The organism is Streptomyces sp. NPDC017993, assembly GCF_044328065.1.
In the GTDB taxonomy this organism is placed as follows: domain Bacteria; phylum Actinomycetota; class Actinomycetes; order Streptomycetales; family Streptomycetaceae; genus Streptomyces.
On record NZ_JBIRGO010000001.1, the window covers coordinates 429447 to 443296 of the forward strand.

The following is a 13850-nucleotide window of genomic DNA, read 5'->3' on the forward strand; positions in this document are numbered from 1 at the left end:
GACGTAAGTCCCCTAATCCCCCTGTCGAAAGGCCCGATGTGTGGTGTCTACTGGGATCTGATCCGCGCCCCGCCCGTCCTGGAGGCCCGTATGCACCCCTCCGTTGCGCTTCTGCAGCAGATCGGCTTCGCCGTCCTGCTCATCGCCATCGTCGTCTGGGTCGCCGGCCTGCTCAGACTGATGCGGCGGGAGCGGGACGAGACGCCGGCCCGGGGTGGCGGCAAGGAACTGCTTGACTCGGTGCCGCGCCAGACCGGCCCGGCCGGGCCGCCGTCGGAGAGTGTGCAGCTGAGCGAGGCCGAGCGGGAGGCGTTCGCCGGTCTCGTACGGCAGTTGACGAGCCGCAGCTGACGCGCGGCAGGTGAGCGCGCGAGGGCCGGCCGCCCGGTGCCTCGCCGTCCCGGACCTCGACGGGCCGGGTTCAGCGCACCGGCCCGAGCTTCAGCAGGGCCAGCGCGGCCAGCATCTGCACCGACACCGCGGCCGCCGACTTCCTGGTCGACAGATGGTGCTGCCCCCGGATGAGGAGCACCGCGAGGACGTAACCGAAGCCCCAGGTCGTCCAGGTCGCGGCCTGCACGAACGTGGTGCCGGTCGGCAACAGGGCGGCGAGCGCCAGCCGCGGCAGGTCCGTGACCCAGAAGAGCACGATGAACAGGCTCGCGGTCGGCGCGAAGCGGCCGTTGCCGCCGAGGGTGCGGGCGATGGCGTGGGTCACCGCGCCCAGGGAGAAGCTCGCCGCCAGCACGCCCGCCTCGGCCAGCCCGGCGAGCTGCCACGCCATCGTGCGGTTGGCGGACCACTGTTGACGGAACGCCTCCACCGTCAACACCCCTATCCCGCCGCTGATCAGGCACATCAGCACCGCCGCGCCCCACGCGCTGCGGTCCCGCGCCTCGTCCATGACCTCCACCGGCCGGTACCAGAGCCCGAGGATCAGCCGGTGCCACCACAGGCGGCGTCGCGGAGCGGGCTCGCGGGGGGCGGGCTGGACAAGCGTGGGCGGAGGTGGTGGTACGGACATACGGCCGTTCTACCACCGGTGAATTCAGGACGATGCGGGGGCGTCGGGGCAGGGCACGAGGGCGTGGGTGAGACGCTCGCCCGGTGACTGTTGAGACACCGGAGCATGACGAGGCGCACGGCGGCGGGCTCGGCAGCCGCCTCAACTGGCTGCGTGCGGCGGTACTCGGCGCCAACGACGGTGTGGTCTCCACGGCCGGCCTCGTCGTCGGTGTCGCCGGCGCCACCGACGCGCGCAGCACCCTGCTGACGGCGGGGCTGGCCGGACTGCTGGCCGGATCGATGTCCATGGCCGCGGGCGAGTATGTGTCCGTCTCCACCCAGCGCGACTCCGAGAAGGCGGCGCTGGCCCAGGAGAAGCGCGAACTGGCCAGCGAACCCCAGGCCGAACTCATGGAGTTGACCGAACTCCTGGAGGGCAAGGGGCTGAGTCCGGAGCTGGCCGGCGAGGTCGCACAGCAGCTCACCGAGAAGGACGCGCTGCGCGCGCACGCCGAGGTCGAGTTGGGCATCGACCCCGACCAACTCACCAACCCGTGGCAGGCGGCCGGCGCCAGCTTCCTCGCGTTCACCGCCGGCGCCCTGCTACCGCTGCTCGCCATCGTGCTGCCGCCCGTGGCGCTGCGGCTGCCGGTCACCGTCGCCGCGGTGCTCGCCGCGCTCGCCCTGTGCGGCTGGACCAGCGCCCGGCTGGGCGCGGCGCCGGTGGGCCGGGCCGTGGTGCGCAACGTGGCCGGGGGTGCGCTGGCGATGGCGGTGACGTACGCGGCGGGTGCGCTGCTCGGGGCGGCGGGAGTCTGACGGCGGCAGCCAGGAGCCGGGGGGCCACCTCCGGCACGGGTTCGCCCGGACGAGACGTCAGCTAGCCCGCCCACGGCGGTGCCTGTGGGTCAGCCGCCGTAGAGCTCACGGTAGGACGGGAACAGCCCGCCCGGACCGTCCACAGTCTCTGCCGCCAGGGCGGCCTTGACCACCGCGCGGGTCACCGCGTCCGCGCCCGCGGCCAGGATGTCGTTCAGCGCGCCGGCCTGTGCGTGTACCCCGAATGCCGGGTCGGCGAGGACCTCGTCGGGGGCGAGCGGGCGGGTGCCGGTGGACAGGGCGAAGACCGTGTCGCCGTCGGAGAGCAGGTGGACCGGGCGGATGGCGCGGGCCAGGCCGTCGTGCGCGGTGCCGGCGAGCTTGTGGGCCTGGGCGCGGGTGAGGACGGCGTCGGTGGCGACGACCGCGAGCGTGGTGTTGAGCGGCGGCCGGACCGAGGCGGCGGAGCGAGCCTCCGAGACCTGTCGGGCCTCGGCCAGCCGGCGCCGGGCGGTGGCGTGCACCGGGGCCGCCGGGAAGGCCGCGGGGCCTTCGGTCAGCCGGCCGTAGAGGGCGCCGGTCCGCGGATCGGCGACCGAGCCCGCCGCGTTGACGGCGGCCAGTGCGGCGACGGTGGCACCCGAAGGCAGCACCACACTCGCCGTCCCGATACCGCCCTTGAGCCCACCGGCCACCGCGCCCGTACCGGCGCCCGTGTTGCCCTGTGCCACCGGTGCGTCCGGGGCGCTCGCCGCCGCGGCCTCCGCCGCCGCCCGGCCCAGCGCGGCGTCCGGGCGGGCCCGCCAGTCGCCGCCGCGGCCCAGGTCGAACAGGGCGGCGGCCGGGACCACCGGTACCACCTGAGCGGGATCGGGCCCGACGCGGAAGCCGCGGCCCTGCTCCTCCAGCCAGCAGGCCACCCCCGAAGCGGCATCCAGTCCGAAGGCGCTGCCGCCGGTCAGGACGAGCGCCTCGACGCGCTGGACGAGATTGCGCGGGTCCAGCGCATCGGTCTCGCGGGTGCCGGGGCCGCCCCCGCGGACATCGACGGCCGCGATCGCACCGCCTTCGGGGGCGAGGACGACGGTGGTCCCGGTCAGGTATCCGTCGCCGGCCAGCTGGGCGTGGCCCACGCGGAGGCCGGCGATATCGGTCAAGGCGTCGAGCGGGCCCGGAGGGCGGGGCGCGTCCGCCGTCCGGTCTCCCCCCTCGTCCCGCCGGTCGTGTGCTGTCCGTCCGTCCGGTCCCCGCTCCGCGTCCGCCATGACCCATGCGTACCACGCGGCCGGGCGGCCCGGTGGGCGGTCAGTGGCCGGCCGGTCCCATGACGATGACGGGGTGCCGGGCCGGGTCGAGGAGGCGCAGGAGTTCCCGCATCGCGTCCGGCTTGAGGGACACACATCCCTGGGTGGGGCCGTCGTGGTCGACGTGCAGCCAGACGCCGCCGCCCTTCCCCGGGCCCTGGGGGCGGCGCGGGTCCAGCGGGGAGGCGCCGGCGACACGGTTGTAGTTGATGGCGATGACGTAATCGAACGCGCCGGCCAGCGGCTCGCCCTCCACGCCGGTGCCGCTGGCGACGAAGCTGCCGCTGCGGTCGTAGGGCAGCTTGGTGCCCGTGGGCGGGGCCAGCCGGCCGCCCGCGTCGGTGAGGGTGAAGACGCCCTCCGGGGAGCGCAGGTCGCCGTAGCGGTGGTCGTCGGTCCAGCCGCGGGCGGCGTTGTGCGCAGGCCAGGAGGGGCCCGGCCGCCAGTCGCCGGAACGCTGCGCGCGGGTGTAGAGGACGACACGGGAGTCGTGGGAGTCGGTGCCCTTGCCCGTGACGATCAGTGCCTGATGGGAGTTGGCCGGTATCTGCTTCCGGGTGGCGTCGCTCAGGCCGGGGATCGGCCGGGCGGCCGGGGCGGCGTTCGGCGCGGCCCCCGGGGAGGCGGGGGTCTCCGGGCCGGCGGCGCTCTTGGGGGTGCCGTTCCTGGCGTCCGTCAGGCTGTCGTGGTCGTCGCCCGAGGCCGGCCAGGCCCACAGGGCGGTACCGACCAGTGTCGTGAGGGCGAATGAACTGACGGCTTTGCTGCGCCGGGACAGCCTTCTGCGCGCGCGGGACTGAGCGTGGCGGGCGGCCATGGCGGGCGTCTCCTCAGGTGCGGACGGGTGGGCGGTTCGTGTTCCCGTGCGGGACACGCCGGGCATAAAAAGGGCAATATGCACCCTACCGCGTCTCCGTGAAGGCGCACGCGGTGCACTGAGTGAAGGGTGAGGGGCGAGGGGCCGCAGTCCCCGGAAGTGTGGCTTTTTGACAGGCAATTGAGGGGCGGGCGGGAAGCGGGGGGAGGGCGAGGGGCGCGTTTTCCCGGTCGGAAAGATGACCGAGAAGGTGAACAACCCCGTCTGAAAACACGGGAGTTGGGGAATCCTCGGCGCCCGGTCGGCCGGTGGCCTGGGGTGAGGTGTGAAGCGGACGGGGGACCTGTCCGGCGGACGGGTGTATGGCCCCCGCCGGGGGTCGCGGACGGCCGTTCGGCACGCTAACGGGGGAACTCCGGTCGGAGGCCGTGACCGGTACCGGTGGCCCGGACGGAGTCGCTACTGCTCCACCAGGGCGGTGCCCTGCCGGGCCGTCAGAGTGACGCCGACGGCGACCGTGGCGGAGGCCACCAGACCGGCCGCCAGGACCGCCCAGTGCCCGGCGAAGGTGCAGGCCAGGATCAGCACCGAGGACACCGGCAGGACCAGCTGCTGGGCCATGCCCCGCTTCTGGTGCCGGGAGTGGATCAGCCACACCGTGAACAGGAACACGGCGGCGGGCACCGTGACGCACGCGGACGCGGCGAGGACCGACAGATGCGCCGCCCCGCTCGACTCCTCGACCGCGATCTCGATCCCCGCGCCGACCGCGGCCACCGAGCCGTACACGGCGTAGTGGCCGTAGCCCCACACGAACGCCTGGCGGTTGGAGCGCAGGTGGAGGTGGATGGGCACCGCGAAATAGATCCAGTACGCGGCGAAGACCACCAGCAGGCCGCCGCCCGCGATGGGCAGCAGGGTGCCCAGTTCGTCGTTCTCGTCCAGCGCGGTCTGCACGGCGACGGTGGCCGCCGCGACCGTCTCGCCGAGCACGATGATGGTGAACAGGCCGTAGCGCTCGGAGATGTGATGCGGATGCCAGGTCGTCTGGAGTTCCCGCTCGGCGAGGGTTGGCACCGACAGCTCCAGCACAGCCATCACCAGAAAGGTCCAGGGCGCGGCGGCGGAAGGCAGGAGCAGCAGCGCCAGCCAGCCGACCTGGCAGAGCGACACGCCCAGCGCGTAGCGCAGCGCGGTGCGCCGCTCGGCCCCCTCCGCGCCGTGCGCGGCCCGCAGCCACTGGGTGACCAGCGCCAGCCGCATCACCAGGTAGCCGAGCCAGATCACCAGGAAGTCGCTGTCGTTGAAGGCGCGGGGCACCCCCGCGGCCAGGATCAGCACGCCCGCCATCTGTACGAGGGTCACCACGCGGTAGAGCGCGTCGTCGGTGTCGTACGCCGAGGAGAACCAGGAGAAGTTCATCCAGGCCCACCAGATGGCGAAGAAGAGCATCAGGTAGCCGGTGACGCCGTGCCCCGGGTGCCCTTCGGCCACGCCGTGCACCAGCTGCCGGCCGGCCTGGGCGATCGCGACGACGAAGCACAGGTCGAAGAAGAGCTCCAGCGGGGTGGCGGAGCGGTGCGCCTCGTGGCGGCTGCGCGCCCGCATGGGGGCCGGCATGTCAGCTCCTGTCGTCCGGTGTCGCGAGGCCGCCGCTGCCCGTCAGCCCGTGATCCTCATCAGCGCGATCCGGTCGCCCTCGACGGTGAAGGCGAAGTCGGACGGGCCGTTGAAGCCGTTCCCGCCGACCTGGGTGCTGACCGTGGTGGTGGCTCCCTGCGACCGTGCGCCGGTCACCTCCAGGGACACCTGCTTGCCGATGAACTCGCTGTCGCTCCAGCCGCGGATCGCGGTCGGACCGCGGAACTCCCGGCCCCAGTCGTCCACCGCGCCGTCCTCGGCGAACGCGGCGAGGAACCCGTCGGTGTCGCCGTCGTTGGCGGCCCGCAGGGCGCGCTCGACGGGGGTGGGGAGGGGCGGGCCCGCGCTGGTCATGGCGGCTCCTTGCGCTGCTCGTGGTCCTCGGAAGGACCGGGGCCCTCAGTACAACGCGGGTGGGCGACGCCGCCTACGAGGGGCGTGGGGACGGCGGCGTGTCGTGTCGTGGACAGGGGCCCGGCCGGGTGACGCCGGGTGCGCGAACCCGCGCCTGGGGGCGGCCCGCTCCGTGGTCGAATGCGTGTATGAGCGACAGCGACCACTCCCTTCCCGCTTCCGTCCTGGCCCCGCTCGACGCCCGCCTCGCGGACCTCGTCGCGCTCTACGAAGACCTGCACCGCCACCCCGAACTCGGCTTTCAGGAGACCCGCACCGCCGCCGAGGCCGCCCGCCGGCTGACCGCGTGCGGCTACGAGGTCACCACCGGCATCGGCGGCACCGGTGTCACCGGCGTGCTGCGCAACGGCCCGGGGCCCGTGGTCCTGCTGCGCGCCGACATGGACGCGCTGCCGGTCGGCGAGCAAACCGGCGTGCCGTACGCCTCGACGGTGGAGGGCCGGATGCACGCCTGCGGGCACGACGTCCATGTCACCTGCCTGCTCGGTGCCGCCGATCTGCTGGCGGCCGGGCGGGAGCAGTGGTCCGGAACGCTGATCGCGCTCTTCCAACCCGCCGAGGAGGTCGGCAACGGGGCCCGCGCCATGCTCGACGACGGCCTCTACAGCAAGGAGCTGGTCCCCGTCCCCGACGTGGTGCTCGCCCAGCACGTCGCCCCGTTCGGCGCCGGGCTGATCGCGTACTGCCCCGGCGCCTGCATGGCCGCAGCGGACAGTCTGGAGATCACCTTCCACGGGAGCGGCGGGCACGGCTCGCGGCCGGAGACCACCGTCGACCCGATCGTGATGGCGGCGTCGTTCGTGCAGCGGGTGCAGTCGGTCGTGGCCCGGGAGGTCGCGCCCAAGGACCAGGCCGTGGTCACCGTCGGCTCGTTCCACGCCGGGGACAGCGCGAACGTCATCCCCGACCGGGCCGTGGTCCGCCTCAGCGTGCGCAGCTTCGACGAGACGGTGCGGGCGGGGGTCCTGGCCGCCATCGACCGCATCGCGCGTGCCGAGGCCGCCGCATCCGGCGCCGAGCGGGCACCGGAGACGGAGCTCCTGGACTCCTTCCCCGTCACCGTCAACGACTCCGTCACCCTGCGGAAGGTCAACGAGACCTTCACCGGGCTCTTCGGGGAGCAGCGGCTGTTCGCCTACGACCCGGCGTCCGGCAGCGAGGACGCGGGACTGCTGGCGACGGCCGCCGAGGCGCCCCTCTACTACTGGTGGCTCGGTGGCTGGGACCCGGAGGAGTTCCGCACGGCGCTGGCCGCCGGCCGGCTGGCCCAGGACATCCCCTCCAACCACTCGCCGCGCTTCGCGCCGGTCGTCCGGCCGACCCTGACCATGGGCGTGCAGGCGCTGACGGCGGCGGCGCTCAGCCGGTTGGACCCGGCGCGGGACTGACGGGCAGACACTCCCGAGCGGGCGCCGCGCGGGACGGCTTGACCTTGTCCTTGGGGGAAGCCCCAGCATCGGCCGGGCCGGGCGAGGCGCCCGGCACGAGGAGGACGGACAGGTGGACGGCAACGGGCAGGGCGGCAGCGAGCGGCGAGGCGGGCACGAGCGACTGCTGACGATCGGAGCCTTCGCACGCGCGTCCCGGCTCTCGCCGAAGGCCCTGCGGCTCTACGACGAGCTCGGCCTGCTGACACCGGCCCGCGTCGACCCGCTCACCGGCTACCGCCACTACGCCCCGGCCCAGCTGGAGCGCGCCCGGCTGGTCGCCTGGCTGCGCCGGCTGGGCATGCCGCTGGCCCGCATCCGCGAGGTGTGCGAGCAGGCACCGGGACCGGCGGCCGGGCTGGTCGCCGCGTACTGGGCGCAGGTCGAGGCCGACACCGCGGCCCGCCGGGACCTGGCCGCCTTCCTCGTCGACCAGCTGTCCAGGAAGGACACCGCCATGACCGAACCCCACACCCCCGTGACGATGCGCAGCGCCGCACTGACCGACCGGGGCCTGGTCCGTCCGGCCAACCAGGACGCGGCCTACGCGGGACCGCGGCTGCTCGCCGTGGCCGACGGCTACGGCGAGGGCGGCGGGCCGGCCGCGGCCGCCGCCCTCCAGGAACTCCGGCCCCTGGAAGGACGGGATCTGACGGCCGTGGACCTGCTCACCGCCCTGGAGGAAGCGGCCCACCGGGCGCACCGGGCCGCCCCCTCGGGGGACGCGGCGACGGGCAGCACCCTGACGGCGCTGCTGCGCTCCGGCTCCCAACTGGCGCTGTTGCACGTCGGGGACTCCCGCGCGTACGTCCTGCGGGATTCCGGGCTGGTGCGGATCAGCCACGACCACAGCCTGGTGCAGTCGCTGATCGACGAGGGCCGGCTCACGCCCGAGGAGGCGCCGTCGCATCCGCAGCGCGCCCTGCTGCTGCGCTCGCTCGACGGCGGCGCGGAGTTCGCCCCCGACCTGGAGCTGCTGGACGCCCGGCCGGGTGAGCGCTATCTGCTGTGCACCGACGGGCTGTCCGCGGTGGTGCCGGCCGAGGAGATCCGGCGGACGCTGAGCGCGGCCGCCGGCCCCGAGGAGGCTGTCCGGGACCTCGTCGCGCTCGCCCACGCGGCCGGGGCGCCGGACAACATCGGGTGCGTCGTGGCGGACATCGTCGCGGTGGACTGAGAAGGGCGACCGAGACCGCCTGGGGGCGGAGCCGGGCGGCGGCCCGGCCCCGCCCCCGCGGCCCCGGCGGGCTCAGGCGCGGCCCTTGAGCATGCCGTTGAAGTAGAGCTGCGGAAGCCCGTAGCGCTTGAGGAACCACATGTCGGTGCGTTCGCGGGTGGTGTCGAGGAAGGGGATCGACGGGGTGGGCCGCAGGTCGTAGTCGAACTCGGCGAGCAGCATCTTGTGCCGGGCGGTGACCAGGGGGCAGGAGGTGTAGCCGTCGTAGCGGGCGGTGGCCGGGCGCCCGCGAAGCCCGGCGAGCAGGTTGGCGACGACGACCGGGGCCTGCTTGCGGATCGCCGCCCCGGTCTTGGAGGTGGGCAGGTTCGCGACATCGCCGAGCACGAACACCTGCGGGAAGTCAGGGTGTTGCAGGGTTTCCCGGTCGGCCTTGACGTATCCGTAGGGGGACTCGGGGTCGGCGAGCGGGCCTTCGGCGAGCCATTCGGGGGCACGCTGCGGCGGCACGGCGTGCAGCAGGTCGTAGTGGACGGTCTCGGCCGTGCCGTCGGTGTGATCGGTGATCACCGCCTCGCGGGCCGCGCCGTCGAGGTGGGTCAGCTCCGACCGCAGCCGCACCTCGATGCCGTACCGCCGGGCGGTCTCCTCCAGCGCCCGGGAGAAGACCGGCACCTTGAACAGGGCGGGCTCCGGGATCACCAGGACGGTGCGGATGGCGTCCAGAACGCCGCGCTTGCGCCAGTAGTCGGCTGCCAGATAGGCGATCTTCTGCGGGGCGCCACCGCATTTCACCGGGCCGGACGGCATGGTGAACACCGCCGTGCCGCGCCGCATCCGCCGGATCATCTCCCAGGTGAGCGGGGCGAGATCGGCCCGGTAGTTGCTGGTCACGCCGCCGTGCCCGAGCGCTTTTGCCAGGCCCGGCACGCCGTCCCAGTCGAGCTGGAGGCCGGGCGCGAGGACGAGACGCCCGTAGGACAGGACCCGGCCGGACGAGGTGGTGACCGTGCGGGCGACCGGGTCGACGGCGGCGGCACGCTCGCGCAGCCAGCGCACGCCGGACGGTATGACGTCGGCCTCGGTGCGCAACGCGGCCCGCAGCGGGGCCTGGCCGCCGCCGACGAGGGTCCACAGCGGCTGGTACCAGTGCGTCTCGGACGGCTCCAGCAGCGTGATCTCCCGGACGCCGGCCCGGCGTAACCGGGCGGCGACCGTGATGCCCGCGGTGCCACCTCCGACGATGAGGACCTGGTGGTGGGACGGGGTGGTGGCGGGCGTCATGTGGATCCTCCTGGGCGGATGGCGGATGGCGGATGGCGGATGGGCGGATCGGGGGCGGAAGGGGAACAGGGCCGGTGTGCCCGGCGTCAGAGACGCGGTACGGCGGTGGCCGCCATGGCGACGGCGAGGACGGCGACCAGCGAGGCGAAGGCGGTGCTCAGGACCTGCGGTGGCAGACGGGTGGCGAGCCGGTTGCCGGCGTAGCTGCCGAGCGCCGTGCAGGCGGCGACGCCGACCAGCAGGGGCCAGTCCAGGACGCCGGTGCCCGCCCGAGTGGCCAGCGCGGTCGTGGAGTTGATGACGATGACGAGCAGGGACGTGCCGACGGCCACGGGCATCTCCATGCCCAGCACCAGTGTCAGGGCCGGCACGACGACAAAACCGCCCCCGACGCCGAAGAAGCCGGTGAGCAGGCCGACGGCGGAGGCGGTCGCGGTGACGCGCGCGGGACGGGAGCGGAGGGAGGCGGTGCCCTCGGAGAGCGGGGGGAGGGGCGCGATACCCACGCCCCCGCGCGCCGCTTTCGCGGCCCGCCGCTCCCGCAGGCTCCGTAACAGCAGCGCCGCCGCCACCACGCACATCAATCCCGCGAACGCCGCTATCAGGACGGCCGGGTCCACGGCCGCGCTCCAGCGCGAGCCGAGGTAGGTGCCGGCGGTGCCCAGGGTGCCGAAGGCCGCGCCGGCCGCCCAGCGGACCCGGCCCGCCGCCGCGTGGCAGGCCAGACCGGTGACGGCACCGACCGCGACCACCATCAGGGCGCCGGCGGTCGCCGTGTGCGGCGACTGGCCCGCCACATACACCAGGGCGGGCACGGCGAGGATCGAACCGCCGCCGCCGAGCGCCCCCAGCAGCAGACCGATCAACAGCCCGCACGGGAGCGCCGTTGCGGCTATGAGGACGGACACGAGGCCCGCGGCGCGAGGGCGACGGACCGGCTGTCGCCCGACCACTCGGCGACGAACGTGAACCGGTCGCCGCGCACCACCGTCTCGCGCCACTCCACCGGCCGTTCACCGGCCCGGCCCAGCCGTTCGATGGCGAACGCCGCCTCCCGGTCGGCCAGCCCCAGCAGCCACGCCTGCCGGATGTCGGGCAGGAACGGCTGGATGCGCTCCTGGCCGCCGCTGACCTTCACCCCGCACCGCCGCGACAGTTCGCCGTAGAGCGAGGTGTGCCCGAAGTCGGCGTCCAGCAGCGGCTCGGCGAGGGAGGCGGGCAGGTAGGCGGTGTCGTGCGCGAGCGGCTCGCCGTCCGCCAGCCGCAAGCGTTCCAGCACGATCAGCGGTGCGTCGGGCACGAGTCCGAGCTGCCCTGCGATCGTCCCGTCGGCCGTCCGCTCCAGTCGCAGCACCTCGCTGTGCTGGTCCACGCCCTGGCCCTCCAGCTCCCGGAAGAGGCTGTAGAGCGAGCCGAGGGGCTGCTGGATGCGCCGGGTGTCCAGCCGACTGGCGCGGCCGCGCTCGGCGATGACCAGGCCGTCGGCCCGCAGTTTGCGCAGCGCCTCGCGGACGGTGTGCCTGCTGACCTCGTACTCGTCCGTCAGCCGGTGCTCGGCAGGGAACTCCATGGTGAACGCGCCGGCCTCCATGCGGCGGCGCAGGTCGGCGAAGAGCTGGGCCCACAGGGGCAGCGGTGAGCGGCGGTCCAGTGGCCGGGGGCCGTGGGTGCCCTCCGGCGGCTCGGTCGTCATGTCGGTCCTCCGGGAGCAGGCGGCGCTGCTGTGCTGAGCTGGCGAGGCGTCAAGCCGCCATGAGCATCGTTGGGTTGACGCGGAGCGGGCTTGTCGTCGCCCACCCGCCTCCTTAATGTACGTACATCCGTGCATCCGCACAACGCACCGTTTCCGTCGGCGCCCGCACCACCCGCGCGGGTGCCGCGCCCTGGAGGCCGACCGTGTATTTCGCGCAGTACTACCTCGACTGCCTCTCCCAGGCGTCGTATCTGATCGGGGACGAGAGCACCGGACGCGCCGTCCTCGTCGATCCGCGCCGCGACATCGACGACTACCTGAGCGACGCGGAAGCGGCCGGCCTGCGCATCGAACTCGTCATCGAGACACACATTCACGCCGACTTCCTCTCCGGTCATCTCGAACTGGCCCGCGCGACGGGCGCCACCATCGCCTTCGGGGAGGCCGCCGCGACCGGCTTCCCGATACGGCGGTTACGCGACGGTGAATGCCTCGACCTCGGAGCAGGCGGGGCCGGTGTCACCCTCACCGTGCTGGCGACCCCCGGGCACACCCCCGAGTCCATCTGCCTGGTCGTCCGCGAACACGCCGCGGACGACGTGCCGTTCGGGGTGCTCACCGGCGACACCCTCTTCGTCGGTGATGTCGGACGCCCCGACCTGCTCTCGGCCGCCGGGCACAGCCCGCACGACATGGCCGCCCGGCTCCGACGCTCCCTGCACACCAAACTCCTCACCCTCCCGGACGCGACCCGGGTCTTTCCCGCGCACGGCTCCGGCTCGGCCTGCGGCCGCAACCTCTCCACCGAGACCAGCTCCACCATCGGCGACCAGCGCCGCCTCAACTACGCGCTGCAGCCCATGTCCGAGGGCGACTTCGTCCGCCTGGTCACCGCGGGCCAGCCCGCCACACCGGGCTACTTCGCCCATGACTCGGCCCTCAACCGGGACGGCCACCCGCTGCTGGAGCCCACGCCGTTGGCCGCCCTCACGCTGGAGGAGGCGCTGACGGCCCGGGACGAGCACGGCGCCGCGCTGCTCGACTGCCGCCCCCTGGACGTCTACACCCGGGCCCATCTCACCGGCTCCCTGCACACCAGCCTGGACACCCGCTTCGCGGAGTACGCCGGCAGCGTCGTGGCGCCGGGGACGCCGATCGTGCTGCTCGCCGACCCGGGTAAGGAGGACGAGGCGCGCCTGCGCCTCGCCCGGATCGGCTACGACCGGGTCCTCGGGCACATCCCCGACCCGGCCGCGGCGCTGGCCCGCGAGCTCGCCCTGACCTCCGTGAGCCACCGCATCGGCGTGGACGAGCTACCTGACGAACTCCCCGATGCACACGTCCAGTTGATCGACGTCCGCAACCCCGCCGAGTTCGCCGCGGGAGCCCTCCCCGGTGCGCGCAACATCCCCCTGGCCGCCCTCTGCGATCACCTCACGCAGCTGGACAGGCGGCGTCCTGTCGTCCTGTACTGCCGCAGCGGAAACCGGTCCGTGATCGCGGCGGCGCTGCTGGAGGCGCGTGGGTTCGCCGACGTGTGTGATGTGGCAGGGGGCTACGAGGCGGTGGGGGCGCGCGTGGGCTGACGGGCAAGAGGCGGCAAAAAGGTGCGGGCCGGGGGAGTGGGCGGGCAGGAAAGCGGGCAGGAAGGCGCGGGGCACCCCGGCGTGCGGCTCGGGCCCGTACAGCGGACGTTCACCGATCGTTGATCGCCGCTCTCCATGCTGAGCGCATGTTGCGCAGTGTGATCTCAGAGCATGCAGGAAACGGCCGGGAAGCTCACGACCCCCAGGCGTCGCGGATCGCCCTCACCTGGTCCGGGGAGCCGGGCCGTATGGAGGAGCTGACGCACGGCATGCTCCTCGATCAGGCCGAGCGGGCCGCCGCGGTGCTCACCCGGCTCGGGGTGCGGGCCGGCGACCGGGTCGCGGTGCATCTGCCGCTGGTGCCCGAATCGGTGATCGCCACGCTCGCCTGCGGCCGGCTGGACGCGATACGCACCACGCTCCCGGTCTCGCTGACCGTGACCGAACTGGCCGCGCGCACCCGCGAGTGCGACGCCCGGGTGGTGATCACCGCGGACGCGGCGTTCTGGGACGGCGCGATCCGGCCGGTGAAGCCGCTGCTCGACCATGCGCTGGCCCGTGGCGGGTCCGGCCGGGGCAGGGGGCGGACGGTGCTGGTGGTGAACCGGTGTGCGCGGCCGGTGTCCTGGACGCCCGGCCGCGACCAGTGGTGGCACGAGGCGCTCGCCGCGGAGTGAGCGCTG

Annotated in this window: 14 protein-coding genes; 6 read left to right on the forward strand and 8 right to left on the reverse strand. The window is 73.9% G+C overall.

Translation table 11 applies throughout. The annotated features are described in order from the left end of the window. Nucleotides 1-36: 36 nt before the first annotated feature. Nucleotides 37-351, forward strand: coding sequence for a hypothetical protein (locus ACH4FH_RS02095; protein WP_398553782.1), 315 nt, complete (start codon nt 37-39; stop codon nt 349-351). Nucleotides 352-421: 70 nt separating this feature from the next. Here ACH4FH_RS02095 and ACH4FH_RS02100 read toward each other — a convergent pair whose 3' ends face one another. Beyond that, entirely contained in the window at nt 422-1024 is a 603-nt protein-coding gene (locus tag ACH4FH_RS02100; protein WP_398553783.1) for a YIP1 family protein, read from the reverse strand. An 83-nt stretch (nt 1025-1107) separates the two neighbouring features. On the opposite strand from ACH4FH_RS02100, the gene ACH4FH_RS02105 reads away from it, so the two are divergent. Further along, complete coding sequence (locus ACH4FH_RS02105; RefSeq protein ID WP_398553784.1) at nt 1108-1824, forward strand: VIT family protein; 717 nt, start codon at nt 1108-1110, stop codon at nt 1822-1824. Between the two features lie 89 nt (nt 1825-1913). Here ACH4FH_RS02105 and ACH4FH_RS02110 read toward each other — a convergent pair whose 3' ends face one another. The 4 genes from ACH4FH_RS02110 to ACH4FH_RS02125 all read right to left on the reverse strand — a co-directional run bounded on the left by ACH4FH_RS02110 (nt 1914) and on the right by ACH4FH_RS02125 (nt 5940). Next, nucleotides 1914-3089, reverse strand: coding sequence for a P1 family peptidase (locus ACH4FH_RS02110; RefSeq protein ID WP_398553785.1), 1176 nt, complete (start codon nt 3087-3089; stop codon nt 1914-1916). 40 nt (nt 3090-3129) lie between these two features. Next, a complete protein-coding gene (locus tag ACH4FH_RS02115) occupies nt 3130-3945 on the reverse strand; it encodes a L,D-transpeptidase family protein (protein WP_398553786.1) in 816 nt (271 codons plus the stop codon). A gap of 459 nt (nt 3946-4404) precedes the next feature. Next, nucleotides 4405-5565 (reverse strand): low temperature requirement protein A, encoded by a 1161-nt coding sequence (locus ACH4FH_RS02120; protein ID WP_398553787.1) that lies wholly within the window; start codon nt 5563-5565, stop codon nt 4405-4407. A 42-nt stretch (nt 5566-5607) separates the two neighbouring features. Next, entirely contained in the window at nt 5608-5940 is a 333-nt protein-coding gene (locus ACH4FH_RS02125) for a nuclear transport factor 2 family protein (protein ID WP_398553788.1), read from the reverse strand. 188 nt (nt 5941-6128) lie between these two features. Here ACH4FH_RS02125 and ACH4FH_RS02130 point away from each other — a divergent pair, with 188 nt between their 5' ends. Further along, the gene (locus tag ACH4FH_RS02130; RefSeq protein ID WP_398553789.1) at nt 6129-7388 is read left to right on the forward strand and encodes an amidohydrolase; all 1260 of its coding nucleotides are present in this window, start codon (nt 6129-6131) and stop codon (nt 7386-7388) included. A 112-nt stretch (nt 7389-7500) separates the two neighbouring features. Beyond that, complete coding sequence (locus tag ACH4FH_RS02135; protein ID WP_398553790.1) at nt 7501-8604, forward strand: MerR family transcriptional regulator; 1104 nt, start codon at nt 7501-7503, stop codon at nt 8602-8604. Nucleotides 8605-8676: 72 nt separating this feature from the next. Here the strand turns inward: ACH4FH_RS02135 and ACH4FH_RS02140 are convergent, their stop codons facing one another. From ACH4FH_RS02140 to ACH4FH_RS02150, 3 genes are all read right to left on the reverse strand, one after another. Beyond that, nucleotides 8677-9888, reverse strand: a complete 1212-nt coding sequence (locus ACH4FH_RS02140; protein ID WP_398553791.1) for an FAD-dependent oxidoreductase — start codon at nt 9886-9888, stop codon at nt 8677-8679. Nucleotides 9889-9974: 86 nt separating this feature from the next. Further along, nucleotides 9975-10796 (reverse strand): sulfite exporter TauE/SafE family protein, encoded by an 822-nt coding sequence (locus ACH4FH_RS02145; protein WP_398553792.1) that lies wholly within the window; start codon nt 10794-10796, stop codon nt 9975-9977. Continuing rightward, on the reverse strand, nt 10781-11581 hold the full coding sequence (locus tag ACH4FH_RS02150; RefSeq protein WP_398553793.1) for a GntR family transcriptional regulator: 801 nt from the start codon (nt 11579-11581) through the stop codon (nt 10781-10783). Before ACH4FH_RS02150 ends, ACH4FH_RS02145 begins: the two co-directional genes overlap by 16 nt. Nucleotides 11582-11784: 203 nt before the next feature. On the opposite strand from ACH4FH_RS02150, the gene ACH4FH_RS02155 reads away from it, so the two are divergent. Together ACH4FH_RS02155 and ACH4FH_RS02160 are read left to right on the forward strand one after the other, a co-directional pair. Beyond that, nucleotides 11785-13167 carry a rhodanese-like domain-containing protein gene (locus ACH4FH_RS02155; RefSeq protein WP_398553794.1) on the forward strand — a complete coding sequence of 461 codons (1383 nt, stop codon included), beginning with the start codon at nt 11785-11787 and terminating at the stop codon, nt 13165-13167. 158 nt (nt 13168-13325) lie between these two features. Continuing rightward, nucleotides 13326-13844: an AMP-binding protein gene (locus tag ACH4FH_RS02160; RefSeq protein ID WP_398553795.1), complete on the forward strand. Its 519-nt coding sequence runs from the start codon at nt 13326-13328 to the stop codon at nt 13842-13844. Nucleotides 13845-13850 lie beyond the last annotated feature (6 nt).

Bases quoted from the DNA above. Each gene is read 5' to 3' on its own strand.
- ACH4FH_RS02130 (WP_398553789.1), top strand. From the start codon at position 6,129: ATGAGCGACAGCGACCACTCCCTTCCCGCTTCCGTCCTGGCCCCGCTC.
- ACH4FH_RS02120 (WP_398553787.1), bottom strand. From the start codon at position 5,565: ATGCCGGCCCCCATGCGGGCGCGCAGCCGCCACGAGGCGCACCGCTCC.
- ACH4FH_RS02100 (WP_398553783.1), bottom strand. From the start codon at position 1,024: ATGTCCGTACCACCACCTCCGCCCACGCTTGTCCAGCCCGCCCCCCGC.
- ACH4FH_RS02150 (WP_398553793.1), bottom strand. From the start codon at position 11,581: ATGACGACCGAGCCGCCGGAGGGCACCCACGGCCCCCGGCCACTGGAC.
- ACH4FH_RS02095 (WP_398553782.1), top strand. From the start codon at position 37: ATGTGTGGTGTCTACTGGGATCTGATCCGCGCCCCGCCCGTCCTGGAG.
- ACH4FH_RS02115 (WP_398553786.1), bottom strand. From the start codon at position 3,945: ATGGCCGCCCGCCACGCTCAGTCCCGCGCGCGCAGAAGGCTGTCCCGG.
- ACH4FH_RS02110 (WP_398553785.1), bottom strand. From the start codon at position 3,089: ATGGCGGACGCGGAGCGGGGACCGGACGGACGGACAGCACACGACCGG.
- ACH4FH_RS02140 (WP_398553791.1), bottom strand. From the start codon at position 9,888: ATGACGCCCGCCACCACCCCGTCCCACCACCAGGTCCTCATCGTCGGA.
- ACH4FH_RS02125 (WP_398553788.1), bottom strand. From the start codon at position 5,940: ATGACCAGCGCGGGCCCGCCCCTCCCCACCCCCGTCGAGCGCGCCCTG.